We start from the raw sequence: 17,163 nt of genomic DNA, 5'->3' as shown, positions 1-17,163 counted from the left end.
CGATCTCTAATGATGCACCGGCGTTTGGTTGCACTTACGCCGCTAAATGGCTGTGATCGTACCAACGTTTACGCCTATGTTCGCTGAGCTTGACCGCATTGACGCGGCAGATATCGTAAAAGCGTCGATTGAAAGCCGCTTTCAGATTCCGTTTTTTTCGTCGTATGTACAGGCTGGCATAATCGCCGTCAACACCTCTCTAAGCGATACACCACTCAGTGGGATGAGATTCTGCCGGTAAGCGAATTATCGTTCAGCCTGAATCCGGTTAACGGCTTCCCACGAGAATGGCAGCCAGCGGTCACGGTTATCGTCAAACACTTCGGTCGCGGCTTCACAAGGAAACAGCTTATAGTCGAATTTCGTATAGTTCGTGGCAATATAACCCGGGTAATAAAAGACCTTTTTCTGCTGTTGGGCATACAATATTTTCTGCATCATCAGGTATTTGCCCAAGCTGTATTTCCGGTAATCGGGATGATAAAAGTTCATGATGCCGGCGATGCTGTCGTTCCCGTTGTCGAAAATACCGCCGGCAATCAGCTGGCCACGGTCGCGTATTTCCACAATGTAGGTATCAAAAACGGATGCTTCCACACCGTTGAGCAGACAACTTTCGACTGATGCGGCTGCATCAAAGTTGATGGCGTTACGATAGATGGCATAGAGAGCTTCGTGCTCATCGGAAATAGTCAGCGGACGTACTATCGTGGAAAAATGGCTGTTTTGTCGTAAAATCCGGGCCTGCTTTGTGCCAAACTGAACGTCTTCTAAGCGCATACGCAGCCAGTAAACAGGGCAGATTTTATCGTCGGCCAGAATATACTGACACGTGAAAATATCCTGATGCATACGGAAATAGCCAATACTCAGGAAAAAATCGAGCTCATTTCCTATCATAATAAGCAATACAAATTGCCCGGAGGAGGGTGGGTTTATGGGGTAACGATAGGTGGCAAGTTACTATTAAATCCGGTATAGACCAGTCTGAAAGCCTGAAAGGACTTAAATCGGGCCGGGTGATACACAGTTAAGGCAGCCTGCATGCCAGTTAAGTAGTAAAATCCGGCAATTCAGACACAGGGCATCTGCGCCGCTCCGGCCGGCACCCCATCTTTGCGTTGAAATAAACCAACAAATACGCAAAATGAAAAAGATGGTATTGAGCCTGCTGGCTGTGTTAATGACGTTTGTCGCCTGTAAAACGGCAACAGACCCGATGGGCCCTGACGGGGGCGGGAGTGCAATTCCTTCCGGTTTACAGGGGAAGTGGACGTATGGCGGCTCGTTTTCGGCTACCGATTTCTGGAATTATAACGGCACGTATGCCGGCAAAGGTTTTGAGCAGGGTATGGTCTTCGATTTTAAGGCTAACGGAAAGTTTGACATGTATGTTATCAACGCGACAACCAGCTACAACTGCCGCACCGAAGCATACAGTTACTTCACCGGTTCGGTAACGTTTGATGAGAACGCACACACGTTTACAATCACCCCGACATCGGGCAACTACCGTGGCTTTTACTCCTGCACACCCGGCAGCAATTTCAAACGTGATGCCCGTGCCGATGAGCTGAAAAAGCAGGGAAAAACGTATTACTATGTGCAGAAAAAAAACAGCCAGGGACAAACCGTACTGAACGTCAGCGTAACGCCTGATGAAAAAGACGGCATAGAGTTTAAGCCATAGCGGGATAGGAGGCTACCATTCAGAATCCTGACTGAATGGTAGCTTTGCCAGTGGAGTGTCATCCACAATTCCCCGAAAGTTAAAGGTAAACGGTAATGTATATTTCATGTTTACTGGTTTGCCCCGCCGATAGCCCGGTGTCCATTTTTTACCGGTCTGTTTCGCCAGTCGCCTCATTTCCTGCTCAAGGCCGGCAGCTGCCGGCCCGATTACTTCTATGTCGCTGACACGGCCATCGGTATTGACCAAAAAGCTGACCATCGCTTTACTGACGACATTGATGGTACCCGCCCTTCCGGGGCTAACCGGATAGCGGACATTTTTGATCAGAAAATCGCCTAAGTCCTTCTGTCCCTTACCAAAGACGGGATCCACTTCCAGCTGGGTATAGCGGACAGTATCTTCTCCCGTGGTAACGGCCCAGCCGTCGATCATTTCCCCGAACTGGTAGGTTTCCTGATACGTGTATGATCCGTCCAGTGAAGTACCTTTCCATATACCCTGCCGACGGCTGTCATCCACTTTACCCGTCTCGGTAAAGACCGTGTAGCGTTTCCTGGCAGGGTTATACTGCCAGCTGTGGTAAACGGCCGTACCCTTACCATCTGTTACCAGTTTCCGGCCATTGCTGTCCCACTGGCTGACCAGACCTGCGGTATACAGTCTTCCGGATTTATTGGCCATCCGCTGAATGGTTTCGACTGCCCGGATCTGTCCATTCGGGTACCAGAACGTCTGCTCAATTTCGGTCGGCGTATACACGCTCCGCTCTGCGACGACGCCGTTGGGGTGAAAAAAGTACAGGGATCCGCTAATGTCGTTCCGCACATAAGGCTTCATGAAAGCGAGTTCACCCGTCTTGTAAAAACCATAGCTATTCCCTTCAATGCTTTTTCTGTCATTGATAAAATCTATCTGCCGGAATCCGTGAATTGTATCGTAAGGCGTGGCTGGTCCGTTTTCGTGCTCAGTCTGTCTGTAACGGCTTGTCAGTACCTTTTTCCATCGTTTACCGGCCTTCTCCATAAACGTTATATCGCCGGTCGGAAACCCCGTGCTATCCACAAGCGCAATTCGCTTAATGATGGCACGGGTAGCATCTTCCTGCACGCTGCTGCCGTCGCTGGCATAAAAGTCAATGCGCTCGCCGGTACCTATATAAACCGGAATGTCTGATTTAAACAGAACCGGTACCGCAATTTGCTGTCTGACAGGCTTACCGTTATTTTCGGCGGGTTGCCAGGCATTGAACGATTTGATGAGCCGCAGTGCTTCCTGATCGCAGTCCGGGCGCAGACTTCGTAGCACGCTGACGTTAGATAAACGACCGTCTGTTTCGACGATTGCCTGCACAAAAACACGTCCGCTTACGTGATCGGCTTCTGCTCTTAACGGAAAACGCAGGTTGGTCTGAAGAAACAAATCCAGTATAGCCTGACCGCCACGAGGTGCCGCCGCTTTATCAACTTCAAATGCCTGGAAAAGCTCTTGTGCAAAGGCAGAGGTGGAAAAAAGTATTAACAGGAGTGGAGAGATAATGCGTTTCACTGTGACTAAATGGTTATGTGCGTGTCCAAATATATACTGATTCACTGGAAATAGTCAAGAATAGGCCTTACAGTAAGTTTTTAGTGAATACTTGTTGGCTATTTTAGGGCATTAAATAACTTTAAACAGCCAAAACGCAGGGAAAGCCTGTTTGAATTGTACATAATAAAATAAGCAAGTAAGGAGATTACCCGGTCCCGGCCTGTTCCGGATTAGTTATGCTATTGTCTTCCTGAAAAGGGAGCAACCGGGCATACCATGATCATTTTCTATGCAACTTTATCTGATCATTGTTCGGTATGTCGGTAACCGATATACCTATAGTGCTCAAAAAAACAACCGTAGCCGTAAGCTTAAATCAGGGCAAGCCTTGAGCTTGATAATCAAACAGAAACCCGATTTTGATCTCTTACTTTTTGCCGAAGACAGCACAGGTGCGAAAGAACTTGCGATGGCTGTTGTAGCAAATTCGTCATTTCTACAGGCTCTCCCCCCTGTCAGTGAACAGGATGATCAATAAGCCTGATGATGACCGGTTGTTATTGCGTACTAAATCAAAAAAAAAGCCCCGACCAGCGCCGGGGCTTTTTCTATACTCGCCATTGGTCTATTGAGCAGTGCCCGTAGCCAGCAACTGATTAAATAACAGTTTGAAGGTGTTATGCGATTGGGCGCGGAAGGTGATTTCCGGACCAAAAGCCAATAACTTACCGTTACCCACTTTGGCTTCGAAAGCCGTTACGCCATTCTGTAGGTAAGCCTGTCCCCATGCCCAGCCACTACGCAGGGGCTTGTTGGTGGCAAACCACGCCAGCGGCTTCAGGTCACCTTTAGCAACGGCATCAGGCGCCAGGTTAAATACAGGGCTTGCGTCGAAATAAACGTCGCTTTGGGTAGCCATACCCCAGGTAGCATGTTGCGTCGAATCGAGTGTAACACGCAGGATACTGCCCGGGATGTAATACTTCTCGGCAGGCAGCGGACGCTCCTGACCGGTGTTTGTCATTTCGACAAGGGCATTGCGCACCGGCAGACCAAGGTGGTAGGCCAGGTTGGTGCTGCTGCCAATAGTAACAACATTACCGCCTTCTTCCATGAACTTCTTCAACTGCGGGATTGACTTATCGGCTGTGATCCGGCCCATCCATGGTCTGAATTCGGCCGGAATTTCTTCGGTTTTCGGCTCGCGGCCAAAGCCAAACTCGCCTTCGCCGCCTCCCGGACGGGGAGCGCCGCTGCTGACGGCAGGAATGGCACGCGTAACAAATACGATTACGTCGAACTTCTTCCGCAGGTCACCGGCGTCGATGTCCTGCGCATAGACCACCTTCATCGGGAAGTGGTATTGCTCCATCATCCAGCGTACCCAACCCGACGGCATAGACCCGCCGTAGCTGTCCCAGAGCGCAATCCGCATCGGGCTGACTTTCGTGAGGCCGGCTGGCTTTTTGCTCAGGCCCGTAACGCGGACGCCTAATTCTTTCGCGGCTTTGTCGAGTGCTGCTTTCGCTTTGCTGCCTGCTGGTACGAAGAAGGCCCCGGCTTCTACGCTATTCTGACCGGCCGCTCCTTTCGGTAACCGATACACGTCAACCCCTGACGCAATCAGGTCGTTGACGGCAATAAAGGAGTTGTTCGACCGGCTGGTCAGCACATAGCCGCCACTTGCCGAGGCATCGACAGTGCCCTGTGGTGATTGCAGTTCGCCATATGGCAGTGCTTTAAACGGACCGTCGAAGCCCTCCAGCACGCGGTCGACCTGTACACCCATCTGGTAGGCCAGTGTCCAGCCGGCGGCATCGTATGGCCGGATCGGCGGGCCACCCTGATACTGGAAATCATTCGGGTGATCCTGCGGTTCGAACATATCAATAACGTGCGGGCGGAAAGCCTGAGCCGTTTTGACCACATACGAGCCTGCCGGATATTTTTTGCCGTTTACCGTAAATTCGGCAGTAGCCTGATGAATCTGGATGCCGGTTTTAATCAGGGCGTTAATAAACTTCACTGCTGTCGGGAAGTCCGCCTGATCGGCAGGAATGATGAATCCGCGCGGGTCGCGGGTTGCCGGGTCTTTCAGCACCTGATCAAAATATTTCACCGGTACACCCGACGACCGGCCGCTCCAGCCGAACGGATCAGAGGCGCCGCTGTTTGCACCGCCATTGGCCCCGGCCGTTTTGCGCTGGTCAGCCTGATAGGCCTGATTGATGGCCTCTACGCGTTTCGGCGACAGGGTCCAGTAATCGCTGCTGCCACGGTCGATGGAGTTTTTACCCATGTGGTAGATGTTGTACAGCAACTCGTCGTGGTGACGGGCGGCATAATCCAGCACGGAGTAGTTCAGCGACAACGAATAATCAATGGATTGTTTGTAGTGCCATTTCTGCGGCGTTACCGGGTAAGGTGTATTGCCGTTCGGGATCAGGCGTTGTGGCACCAGCGGCACCTCTTCCGGCGTCGGACCACCGATAATTTCGGTCAGCAGGCCGATCATGTTATGGAAGTGGGTTGTTGTGCGCAAGCCACCGTTATACCAGGTCGAGAAGCTTGCCCCGTTCAGCCGCGTAAAGCCGGGCTTATTTTCGGCATTCAGGCGGTTATACATGGCAGCCCCCACCGCGTCGATGCCCGTAATCATCATCGGATCGAACACATAGTTGAACGGGTCACGGTAAGGCGGGCCTGCCAGAACCGAACCGGCCGGACCGCGCTGGTGGTGGTTATACATGATCTGCGGAATCCACTCTACGAAGAGCTGACGGCCCATGTTCTGCGATTCCTTCAGGTTCATCATGAAGAAATCGCGGTTGTTGTCGTGACCGGCGTATTTTTCGTACAGACGCGGCAGGTTTTCCAGCGACCGTTTTTTCGGGTCTGATTCGCGCATGTACCAGTTACTGACCAGCTCCTGTCCGTCGGGGTTAGCGTGTACGAAAAGGATAATGACATTGTCGAGAATCCGCAGGGTTTCGGGGTCTTTGCGGCTCACCAGCTGCCACATGGTTTCGATCAGCTGATGCGTACCCACGGTTTCGGTTGCGTGCAGACCACCGTCGATCCAGACCACTGCTTTGCCTTCTGCGGCAAGGGCGCGGGCCTGCTCTTCGGAAATGCCTTCGGCACGGGCAAGTTTCTGTGAAATCTCCTTATAACGGTCCAGCTTTTTATGGTTTTCCGGCGACGTTACGATAAGCATGTACTGATGGCGACCTTCTTCCGTCATCCCGATGTCGACCAGCTTTGAGCGGTCTGAGGCAGCAAGTTTTTTAAAGTACGCTTCGGTTTGCGTGTAGTTGGCCAACTGATAATCGTCGCCGATGTTGAAACCGAAGTGTTCCCTGGGCGAAGGCAGGTTTTGTGCCCGGGAAGACATAGTCAGGCTAAGGGCCAGAAGGGCCGTTAGTAACGGTAAACGTTTACGTATCATAAACTGATGAAAAATGATGATACACTCAGAGTTTGTTAGAAGTGTTCAGGCTAAATAAGCCATTTTATTTTACAATATACCTGAGCATGAATATAAAATTTTACCATTTTGGGATATTGTACTATAACTTATTAGAGGATTACAGAAGTAAGTTAAATGCCTGAAAGTGTAACTATTGCTGTAGGTGACAGCCTCCGGGAGATAACCGCTCTTTTTACCTGGAAGTCTGTACTTTTGCGCCGGATCTGAGATTGTATGCATCTGGTTCTGCTCTGTTTGCACGTATGAATAAAAAAAAACTCGGGCGCATCGCGTTCCGGCTGCATAGCTGGTTTGGACTCATAACCGGTATCTTTTTATTGCTGTTAGGCGTAAGCGGCTCGGCACTGATTTACATGGACGAGCTGGATTACTGGCTCAACCGCAACATAATGACCGTAGACCCAACGGGCCCGCGCCGATCGCTGGATGAACTCTACGGGCAAATCATAAAACGGTATCCCAGCCTCGATAATATCGCCTGGATCAATCCGGAAGCCGGACCGGAGGAAGCGCTGAATTTCCGCCTGTATCTGAATGACGGAAAGCTGCATACGTACGACCTCGGCATGCTTACCCTCAACCCGTATACGGGTGCGGTGCTGCGCGAAGGCCGCAATGACGAATTCCGGTCGGGGATCATGCCCTGGCTGTTTCAGTTTCATTTTTCCTTTCACGGCGGGATGCCCGGCGCCGCGCTGACAGCCATTTTCGGGCTGACGATGCTGGTATCGATCATTACCGGCTTGATCATTTACCGCAAGTTTATCTGGAAGGTTCTGACGTTCCGGGTAGCCATCAAGCGGAAAAACTGGCGGACGTTATCGTCCGATCTGCATCGGGTGGTCGGGGTATGGACACTGCTGCTGAACGCCGTCATTTTTTTCACCGGTTTCTGGATGAATCTGTTTGCCTTCGAACCCGGTGTCTGGCAGACAGAGACCACTCTGGCAAAGCCTAATGTACCTGTCCGGCAATCGCTGGACCGTATGCTTGTGCAGGCGCGTCAGGCGATGCCCGACCTTGAGGTGTCGTATGTGACACTGCCTACCCAACCCGAACGTAAATTTATGATCCGTGGCAGCCGTCCGGGCGATTGGGGGATTTTCGGGAAGAGCAATTCCGTGGCCATTGACGGGCAGACCGGCGAACTCAAAGCCGTTAAGCGGATTGAGGACGCACCGGTTGCGGCCAAAATCGAGGCGATGGTGCATCCGCTGCATGTCGGTATTTACGGCGGATGGCCCATAAAATGGCTCTATATCGTGCTGGGCCTGACGCCCGGGTTTCTGTCGGTAACGGGGGCCTTGCTCTGGTGGCGGCGGAAACGGAAGTAATGCTGCCGATGGCTGACTGAGCTGAAAGGTTTTCGGCCTGGTCAGCCATCGATAAGCTATCTGTTGTTATCTTTGTTGTAACGAAAATGCGCTTAACAAAAGTGGAATAGCCCTGGAGCATGCTTAGCTTTCGTCTCGATATAACCCAACTAAGCCAGACCCGGCTTCGCCGCATACGGGCGTGGCTGGTGGTGGCTATTGTCGGGGTGATGGCGATGCAAAGTGTAATCGGGCTGCTGCTCGTTACGTCACTCGATTATCCGTATCTGCTGCGTCAGCAGACCCGCCAAACGGAAAGACAGCTACAAACGTTCCGGCAAAAGGTACATAAACAGCTGGCTAACATGCTTGATTTCGGGCAGGAACCAACCCAGAAAAAGGAAAACCGCCCGGCAGCCAGCGGTGCCTTTAACCTGTTTGCCGATGCCCTCATTATTACCCTGCCACCCTGCCGGCAATATGATGTCATTCCGAGTCAGGGAGTGGGCTACCTGTTGCTGCATGGCAGTGAATTTCCTCAGAAAATTCCCCATCCTCCGCGCTTCGCTTAGTGATTTACTGACTTAGCAACTGCTCCGGCAGCTGTTATCGTGCCCGGCCGGCCCGTTTGTGGTCCGGTTACGGAGCATACTGTCTACGATTTTAATCACTAAACAGAAGATATTCATGGATTTTCCCATATTTCACCTCGATTTCATCGGAAACCGGGCGATGATTGCCATCATTGCCGTGCTGCATGCGGTCATCAACCATGCGCTGGCGGTCGGCCTGATGCCGGTAGTTACCATGCTCGAAATTAAAGGATTCCGGCTTATGGCTACCCAACCTGAACTGGCCGAAAAGTGGGACCGGCTGGCGTACCGGATTTTATTTTTTGCCTTTATCATTACGACAACCATCGGTGCCATGACCGGCGTCGGTATCTGGTTCTCGGCCGCGCTCATCAATCCTGCATCCATTGCCAGCCTGATCCGTGTGTTTTTCGGCGCCTGGTTTGTCGAATGGGGCGTTTTTGTGACCGAAGTGGTCTTGATGCTGCTTTACTTTTTAACCTGGAAAAAGCTGAAATCCAGTATGGCAATGAAGTTCAGACACGTGAAATACGGCCTGTTCCTGAGCTTCTTCTCCTGGATTACCATGGCCATCATTGTGTCAATTCTGGCATTTATGATGGATACGGGCAACTGGAATACTAACCGGTCCTTTCTATACGGGTTTACCAATCCGCTCTATCTGCCGCAACTGGCTTTCCGGACACCGCTGGCGATGACGATGGGGGGAATGATTGCGCTCTTCCTGACGCTCATCTTTACCCGCAACGATCAGCCGTTCCGGGCCGTTGCCCTGCGGTCGATCAGTAAGTGGGTACTGGTTTGGGGGCCGTTTGCGGCCGGCGGAGCCATGCTGTATTACTACATGATTCCGCAGAACCTGACCGGCAATCTGCCGGTTGCGATGGGCACGATTGAGTTCCAGAGCTGGTATCAGCAAATTATTGTCATTGTGGCGGTAGCCATCGGGCTGGTCATTCTGCTGGCGAACTGGGCCTATTTCCGGCCGCGTACCACACCGGTCTGGCTGGCCGGCGTCAGTATTCTGCTGATTGCCGGGCTGATGGGCCATTTTGAACGGCTGCGCGAGTTTATCCGCAAGCCCTATGTTATCGGCGAATACATGTACTCAAACGGGTACCGGGTCGAGGATTATCCGCTCCTGAAACGGGACGGTGTCCTGAAGCACGCCAATTTTGTTGCCACGAAGGAGATAACGGTCGATAACCAGCTGGCGGCCGGCCGCGATGTATTTATCCTGACCTGTAGCCGCTGCCATACCAGCAACGGGGCTGTGAACTCCCTGGCGTCTAAGTTTACCAACATGTTCGGCACAAAACCCTGGGAAAGCGGGCCGCTGAAGGGCTACATCAAAAACATGCACTCGGCGCGGTATTTCATGCCGCCATTCCCCGGCAATGATGAAGAACTGGAAGCACTGACGGTTTTTATTAAGTCATTGCAGGATTATCCGCAACCTGTTCCGGGTGCGCAGGATGGCCTTGGCTTTCAGAAAGCCACTCCGGCAAAACCGCTGGCGTATAACTAACCGAATGCCTTCCGGACGTATGTTTCCGGAAGGCACCTTTCTAAAACGACTTATTTTTATGTTTATACAGATTTTATTGCAGGCACCAACCATCGTGCAGAAGGATATTCCCTTGCCATTGCCTGTTCCTGAATGGTTTCTGATTGTTGTGCTGGTCAGCATGTTTCTGGTGCACATGCTGTTTATTAATTTTATGGTAGGCGGCAGTATCATTACACTGGCTTATCAGTTACTGGGCCTTCGTAAGCCCGACTATGATAAACTGGCCTACGAAGTTGCACAGACCATTACGGTAAATAAATCAATGGCAGTGGTGATGGGTATTGCACCGTTGCTGGCTATCAACACGCTTTACACGACCTATTTTTATACAGCCAACGCCCTGACCGGATTGATGTGGATCATGATCATTCCGCTGGTTACGATTGCCTTTCTGCTGTTGTATGCGCATAAATTTCTCTGGCACCGGCTGGAAAAAAATAAACTGCTGCATATCAGTATACTGGCGACTTCGGTAGCGATCTTTCTGTTTGTGCCGCTGATTTTTCTGACCAACGTAAACCTGATGATGTTTCCCGATAAATGGTCGGTGGTAGAAGGGTTCCTGTCGGCGCTGACATTACCAAACGTTTTTCCGCGTTACCTGCATTTCCTGAATGCCTGCCTGGCTGCTTCGGGGTTGCTGCTGGTGTGGTATTTCGGGCGGTCATCTTTCGATTTCGAGGGGAAATTCCCGGCCCTGAGCCGCTACCGCATCCGGCTGAATCTGTATACGGTGACCTTCTATGGCTCAGTTGTTCAGTTTCTGGTCGGCCCGATTGTCCTGATGACATTACCTACGCAGGGACTGGGCTGGAATGTACTTGGCGTCATTCTTACGGGTGCTTCTATTGCGGTATTTGCCCTGTTCTGGCTGTGGAAAGAACTGAATGCCCAGGAGGCGCAGTTTGGAAAGCATTTTCCGAAAATTGCCGTTACAATGGGTATCGTGGTGTTGTTTATGGGGTCAGGCCGTCAGCTCTACCGCTCCAATGTGATTGACCCGCATCGTAAGCTGGTCGCGCAAAAGACGGCTGACTATGAAAAAATGGTACAGGAAGCCCGGACCGAAGCGGCCAGGCCGCCCGCTGCCGGCCCGGCAACGGCGATCAATATGCCGGGCGAAACGGTGTTTAACGGCAACTGTGTGGCCTGTCATCAAGTAGATGAAAAGCTTGTCGGACCGGCCATGAAAGAGGCTGCTCAGATTTACAAAGGCAATATCAACGGATTAATAGGCTGGATCCGTAAGCCGGGTAAAAAGCGCGAAGGACCGGCAATGCCTGCTCAGACTCATTTGACAGACGAACAGGTAAAGCAGGTAGCGGAATGGATTCTGTCGCTTAATACGTAGCGCATTATGGCTAAAAAATCGGTTCGTGACAAGGTAACCGATGCACGCCCTCCACGCTGGAAAGCGTGGGGGGCCATGCTGTTACTGATACTGATGCTGGTGTCGATGATTCTGGCGGGTATCTTGTTTAGTATTGCATAATCAAAAAATGTATCTTTGCGGTATATGCGTCAGCTGGTTATTTATATGCTACTGGTTGCGGTGCTATTGCCTGTCATTAGCCCGTGGGGAACCATTGCCTATTACCAGCTCAACAAAGACTACATTGCCCGCGTGCTCTGCGAAAACCGCGATAAACCTCAATTGCACTGTGACGGGAAATGTTATCTGGCCAAACGCCTGAAAGAGCAACAGGATAAACAGGATAAGGAAACAGCGGAACGCGTGCAGAAACTGCCGGTAGTCCAGTTGTTTTCAGATGCGCTGACCACGTTTGTCTTTCAGGTGCCTCATTTATCACATATACCTTCTCCGCCCGCCGGGTATGCCGGAGCCTGTCTGGCCGGTTATCCGGGTGAGCCTCTCCAGCCTCCGCAGGCCAGTTAAGTTGACTACCGTTTAGTTCCTGATTTTGCTGCCGGTAACGGCAGCCCGGTTCAACTTATTCTTCATTTCGACATGGAATCATTACCCTCACGCCGCGCGTTGCGCCGGCTGTTAGAGGGCACAGGTGTTGCCTTGCCGGTACATCCGCTTTTCTGTCATGAAAACTGGATATGGGGCCTTCTGGCCCTTATCCATCTGGCGGTATTTTTCGGCCTGTGGGACCTGTGCCTTCGCGTTCACTGAATCTAAATCATGCTGACCAAACGGCCGGGCGGATGGGATTCAGTCGCTGACTTCTCCAGCCTGCCTGGCCTCTACATACATTAAACTTATGTTCCGGAAAATGCCCTCAATCGTCACGTTCACCTTCTTCGGGCTGGTGTTCGTCGAAATAACACTTTTCAGCAGCCTGATTTATACGCTTAAACAATCGCCGTTACCGGTATCGGAGCTGGCCATTGTTGTTTTTCTGATGGTTGTTATTGCCGGTATGCTGCTGCTGATTCTCTGGCTTACGGACCGTAAACCCGATCTGCCGGAATTTCCGGTTCCTGCCCGTAAACGGCATATTACCGGACAGCTTTCACCTGAAACGGACTATTTAGCCGGCTCATACGATGAAAAATGATAAAAACGGGTCAATGGCTTATCAGGGCACTGTTGCCGCCCGTCAGGTACATTCAACGCCTGAAAAATCATCATTGCGGAAATATGTACAGCGCAATATGTATCGCTGGCATCGCCTGATCGGAATCCTGACGGTAATTCCGGTTATTTTCTGGTGCCTGAGCGGGTTAACACATCCGTTTATGTCGCATTGGTTTAAGCCGGCAATTGCCCGGGAGTTTGTTCGTCCGCAGGCTATAGACAAAAAGGCACTCATTAAATCGCCGGAAGCTGTGTTAAGCCTCAATCACATCGCTGCCTTCCGGAATATCCGTGTCGTTACTATTGGCAGCGCTACCTATTATCAGGTTAAAGGCGCCGATAACCAGCTGAATTATTATGATACCGGTTCGGGCAAACCGTTGGTTAAGGGCGACGAACAGTATGCGGAGTCATTGGCGCGCTATTTCGTTGACGATGCCCGTACACCGGTCCGGATTACGCCCATAACCGGTTTTACAAACGAATACCGCTATGTGAACCGGTTGCTGCCTGTCTGGAAAGTTAGCTTTGACCGGTCCGATGATATGGATGTATACGTGGAAACCGAACAGGGGCGTCTGGCAAATTACAATGAGTGGAGCCGGAAATCCTTTCTGTGGTTATTCAACAATTTTCACAACTGGGACTGGCTGGCTGCTATCAGTAATCACACCATACGGGTAGGGGTTATGCTCTTGTGCCTGAGCATCATTATTCTGTCGATGATCAGCGGCCTGGTTATCTACGGATTTATGTGGGATCGGTTTAAAACGGCCCGAAAAGCGGCCGGCAAGACAGGATTACTCCGGAAAAACCACCGCCGGATTGGTATCGCTGTGTCGTTTGTAACCTTTACGTTCGCCTTTAGCGGGGCCTGTCACGTAACCCGTAAACTAACATCGGACGAGCGCATCAAGTACGTACATCAGCCGGTTATCCGGACAGAGAAACTTCAGGCCTCTTTGCTGCAATTGCCGGTTGACTGGGGAAAGATCAGCCAGATTGGCGTAGTAAGCCTGGGCAGGAAAGCATATTATCAATTGTTTGCCAAACCGGAAGGTAATGAAAGCTGGAATAAAAAGCAGATTGATAACGCAGAAGGCAGCAGAAAGGAGGCCGTAACCCGGCAGAAATCCGGCATTACGTATTACGATACACAGACAGGAACGTTGCTGCCGGATGGTATGACCCGGCACGCCAAAGAACTTGTAAAACGCTTCCTGGCGGCAGATGCCAACGGAGTGCCCTGTTGCGGACGTATAGATGCAATACAGGTGGCAAACGCCGGTGAACTGCCCGCCTTACAGGCAACAGAAATTCTCACAAAATTTGACCGGGAATACGGCTTTATCAACAAGCGGTTGCCGGTGGTCAAACTTGCGCTGGACACTCCTGACAAACTGACTTACTACATCGAACCGGCTACCAGCCGGCTGGCGGCCAGAATCACCGACAGCGACCGGCGCGAAGGCCTTTCGTTTGCCGTGCTGCACAAATACTTTTTCATGGACTGGGCGGGTAAAAATGTGCGCGACATCGTGACTATGATTTCGGCGTTGGGCGTGCTGGTAGTAAGCCTGTTCGGGCTGGTGCTGTTTCTGAAGGTAAAGTAGGCGCAGGTTTCTTCGGGTGTAATCATCAGGCCTGACGGCTTATCCATGTACAATCGGTAGTGTGTGTATGACTTCTTTATTTATCTGTAACCCATGCGTTTGCTGACTACGTTTCTGATTTTGCTGGGCCTGACCGGTTGCCAGTCTCCCGATAAGCTGCCCGCCTATAACTATGGCAGTGCCAACCGTAAAAAGCTGCCCGAAATGACCATGTTCAATCACAGCAGCATTATGGGCGAGGTGATCGGCAAACCGGCTATCGATATTAAACAAATCGGAATTCTGGTCTATGACGGTGTAAACACGCTTGAGGCCATTGCGCCTATGGTCGTGTTTTCTGAACTGATGGACGTCAAAATCGACTACATCGCTCCCCGTAAAGGACGGATTAAAACGACACTCGTTGATATTGACGCCACTAAGTCGATAACCGACGTCGACGGGCTTGATCTGCTGGTGGTACCGGGCGGAGACAGTCTGGCGTTGCAAACGATCCTGCACGATAAGGCGATTCTGGAGTGGCTCAGCCGGACCGATGCCCGCACAACGTTGACGGCAGGCATCGGCAGCGGAAGTTTTCTGCTGGGTAAAGCCGGCCTGCTGAAAGGAAAAAGGGTGAGCCTTCCGTGGTGTGGAGCAAAAAAGAATGCCGGACACATGGGGGCGGAATACATTGAAAAACGCTACATCGCCGACGGCAAGTACGTCACTTCCGGCAATGGTACGGCAGCCCTTGATTTATGTCTGTTTATGGTCGGGCAGATTGCCGGTAAAGGTAACCTGCAGGGAGCTATGCTGGATCTGGAGTATGATCCTGAACCACCGCTGAACGGCGGTACCCCTGACCGCACGCCGCCACAACTTGTTGATCAGCTGCAACAGGCATCGACGGAGGTTGACGGGTTTGTTCTGGCCCGCGATGAGCAGGTGCCCCGAACGCTTATTACACCGGCGGATCCGCCGGTTAAAACGGTTGGCATACTGGTGTATGAAGGCTTCTTCCCGCTCGATGCTATCGGTCCGCTGGTGGTATTGTCGCAGCTGCCCGATCTGAAGGTTAAACTCATTACAACCGGCGAAAACAGGATTAAGAGCGGACGGACCTATTTCTACGTGGATGATACCTACCGCCAGACCACTGATTTGGACGCCGTGATTGTGCCAGGCGGCGCAGAAGGGACGTGGCAGATTACCCAAAACGATGAGGTACTGGACTGGCTCCGGAAAACAGACAAAACCACGGCCTATACGGCCAGTGTCTGCACCGGATCGTGGGTATTAGGGGCAGCCGGTTTACTGAAAGGCAGAAAGGCCAGTACAAACTGGTATCGCGCCGGGCAAATGATGACCCGTTACGGGGCTGAGTTTACCGGCAAACGGTATACCCGCGACGGCAAATACTGGACTTCGGCGGGCGTTTCGGCGGGTATCGACATGGGCTTTGCACTCATTGAAAAACTGGCGGGCCAGAAAGCTATGGCAACCTCTATGCTGAATCTGGCCTATCACCCGCAACCACCTGTGTCAGGCGGATCGCCCGAAAAAACAGATGATCTGGTGCTGGATATGATGCACCAGATGTATGACTACCTGATGGCTCCGCTCATCCGTAAAAACTAATTTATAACATGACTAATCGCATCATTGCCCGTTTTTCCGGAAGTATTACTCTGGCAGGGCTAAGCATACTGTTTCTGCTGAGTGCTTCCAGCCTGTTCGGGCAGGTAACGAACCGTAGTGTTCAGGACAGCATTGTTTTTGTGTGTGAACCCTGCAATCTGCCTTGTGACACCATACAACACGCATCGCCGGGTATTTGTGAGGTATGCGGCATGCAGCTGTTTGCCACCTATGCCGGGCTTAAACCAAAACACGGAACGATCAGCAGAAAATTCGATAAGACCGTGGCGGTGCTGTTGTTTCCGGGCGTAGAGGTCATCGATTTTGCCGGTCCTTATGAGGTTTTTGAAACCGCCGGTGCCAAAATCTTTACCGTCGCCGAAACGACAGGTATCCTGAAAGCGGGTAAAGCGCTGCAGGTTAAACCCGACTACACGTTTGCCGACATGCCTGAGGCGGACATTATTCTGGTGCCCGGTGGCACCGTAGACCGCTCTGACCCTAAAATCCTGAACTGGCTGAAAGCGCAGGATAAGCAGGCTGAAAAAATAGTATCGGTATGTAACGGGGCTTTTTTTCTATCCGGCGCCGGACTGCTTGATGGGCTGAGTGCCACCACTACGTTTCCGCTGGTGGCTGCTCTGCAAAGCATATCCCCGAAAACAAAGGTTGTCAACGATCAGCGATACGTCAATAACGGGCACATTATTACATCGGCCGGGCTATCGGCCGGCATCGATGCCGCCTTGTTTGTGGTCTCGGAGTATATAGGCGTGGTGGGTGCCCGGCAAATTGCCATGACACTGGAGTATAACTGGAATGATGGAAATGGCTATGTGCGTGGTCAGTTAGCGGATAAACACCTGGCCCGGAGTATGGATATTTTCTCCCCGTTTGCCCCGGAATTACGTACCTACACCGGTGACCGGAATCAGTGGCAGGCCGGTCTGGATATTGAAACGCCGTTGACTGCCGCACAGTTAACCGGGCTAATCGATGCCCAGTTTGCTCAGGTAAATCAATGGAAGCGGGCCGACTCTACCCCAGGGTCAAGCCGGTGGACGTTCAAAAACGGTGCAGAAAGCTGGAATGCGCTGGCGACTATTGAAACCAAAACCGGAAACACCAGATACGTTACACTTAAAGTGTGGCGCTGACGGAGATCAGTGCAAAGCACTAATCAGGTGTATTCTTCTTAA

At 51.6% G+C, this 17,163-nt stretch carries 15 protein-coding genes; 12 read left to right on the top strand and 3 right to left on the bottom strand.

Annotated elements, in window-relative coordinates; all coding sequences use genetic code 11:
* Positions 1-246: 246 nt before the first annotated feature.
* Positions 247-900, bottom strand: a complete 654-nt coding sequence (locus BLX24_RS12900; protein WP_071503543.1) for an arginine-tRNA-protein transferase — start codon at positions 898-900, stop codon at positions 247-249.
* A 247-nt stretch (positions 901-1,147) separates the two neighbouring features.
* Here BLX24_RS12900 and BLX24_RS12895 point away from each other — a divergent pair, with 247 nt between their 5' ends.
* Positions 1,148-1,690 (top strand): hypothetical protein, encoded by a 543-nt coding sequence (locus BLX24_RS12895; RefSeq protein ID WP_071503542.1) that lies wholly within the window; start codon positions 1,148-1,150, stop codon positions 1,688-1,690.
* 12 nt (positions 1,691-1,702) lie between these two features.
* Here BLX24_RS12895 and BLX24_RS12890 read toward each other — a convergent pair whose 3' ends face one another.
* Entirely contained in the window at positions 1,703-3,238 is a 1,536-nt protein-coding gene (locus BLX24_RS12890; RefSeq protein ID WP_071503541.1) for a TonB family protein, read from the bottom strand.
* A 271-nt stretch (positions 3,239-3,509) separates the two neighbouring features.
* Here BLX24_RS12890 and BLX24_RS12885 point away from each other — a divergent pair, with 271 nt between their 5' ends.
* Positions 3,510-3,758, top strand: coding sequence for a hypothetical protein (locus BLX24_RS12885; protein ID WP_071503540.1), 249 nt, complete (start codon positions 3,510-3,512; stop codon positions 3,756-3,758).
* An 87-nt stretch (positions 3,759-3,845) separates the two neighbouring features.
* Here the strand turns inward: BLX24_RS12885 and BLX24_RS12880 are convergent, their stop codons facing one another.
* Positions 3,846-6,668 (bottom strand): M14 family metallopeptidase, encoded by a 2,823-nt coding sequence (locus BLX24_RS12880; RefSeq protein ID WP_071503539.1) that lies wholly within the window; start codon positions 6,666-6,668, stop codon positions 3,846-3,848.
* Between the two features lie 284 nt (positions 6,669-6,952).
* Here BLX24_RS12880 and BLX24_RS12875 point away from each other — a divergent pair, with 284 nt between their 5' ends.
* From BLX24_RS12875 to BLX24_RS12835, 10 genes are all read left to right on the top strand, one after another.
* Positions 6,953-8,044: a PepSY-associated TM helix domain-containing protein gene (locus tag BLX24_RS12875; protein WP_071503538.1), complete on the top strand. Its 1,092-nt coding sequence runs from the start codon at positions 6,953-6,955 to the stop codon at positions 8,042-8,044.
* A 119-nt stretch (positions 8,045-8,163) separates the two neighbouring features.
* The gene (locus BLX24_RS12870) at positions 8,164-8,595 is read left to right on the top strand and encodes a hypothetical protein (RefSeq protein ID WP_071503537.1); all 432 of its coding nucleotides are present in this window, start codon (positions 8,164-8,166) and stop codon (positions 8,593-8,595) included.
* Between the two features lie 115 nt (positions 8,596-8,710).
* Entirely contained in the window at positions 8,711-10,144 is a 1,434-nt protein-coding gene (locus BLX24_RS12865) for a c-type cytochrome (RefSeq protein WP_071503536.1), read from the top strand.
* A gap of 58 nt (positions 10,145-10,202) precedes the next feature.
* Positions 10,203-11,537 carry a c-type cytochrome gene (locus tag BLX24_RS12860; protein ID WP_071503590.1) on the top strand — a complete coding sequence of 445 codons (1,335 nt, stop codon included), beginning with the start codon at positions 10,203-10,205 and terminating at the stop codon, positions 11,535-11,537.
* A gap of 6 nt (positions 11,538-11,543) precedes the next feature.
* The gene (locus BLX24_RS33845) at positions 11,544-11,678 is read left to right on the top strand and encodes a hypothetical protein (protein WP_262482982.1); all 135 of its coding nucleotides are present in this window, start codon (positions 11,544-11,546) and stop codon (positions 11,676-11,678) included.
* 24 nt (positions 11,679-11,702) lie between these two features.
* Positions 11,703-12,083, top strand: a complete 381-nt coding sequence (locus BLX24_RS12855; protein WP_229201787.1) for a hypothetical protein — start codon at positions 11,703-11,705, stop codon at positions 12,081-12,083.
* A 343-nt stretch (positions 12,084-12,426) separates the two neighbouring features.
* Positions 12,427-12,711, top strand: a complete 285-nt coding sequence (locus BLX24_RS12850) for a hypothetical protein (protein ID WP_143092655.1) — start codon at positions 12,427-12,429, stop codon at positions 12,709-12,711.
* On the top strand, positions 12,701-14,344 hold the full coding sequence (locus BLX24_RS12845) for a PepSY domain-containing protein (RefSeq protein WP_083421947.1): 1,644 nt from the start codon (positions 12,701-12,703) through the stop codon (positions 14,342-14,344). The genes BLX24_RS12850 and BLX24_RS12845 overlap by 11 nt, the downstream gene beginning before the upstream one ends.
* 93 nt (positions 14,345-14,437) lie before the next feature.
* Complete coding sequence (locus BLX24_RS12840) at positions 14,438-15,964, top strand: DJ-1/PfpI family protein (RefSeq protein ID WP_071503534.1); 1,527 nt, start codon at positions 14,438-14,440, stop codon at positions 15,962-15,964.
* 8 nt (positions 15,965-15,972) lie between these two features.
* Entirely contained in the window at positions 15,973-17,121 is a 1,149-nt protein-coding gene (locus tag BLX24_RS12835) for a DJ-1/PfpI family protein (RefSeq protein WP_071503533.1), read from the top strand.
* The last annotated feature ends 42 nt before the right edge of the window (positions 17,122-17,163 follow it).

This window comes from Arsenicibacter rosenii, from assembly GCF_001870735.1.
Lineage (GTDB): Bacteria > Bacteroidota > Bacteroidia > Cytophagales > Spirosomataceae > Arsenicibacter > Arsenicibacter rosenii.
This window is presented reverse-complemented; position numbering and strand designations above follow the sequence as displayed.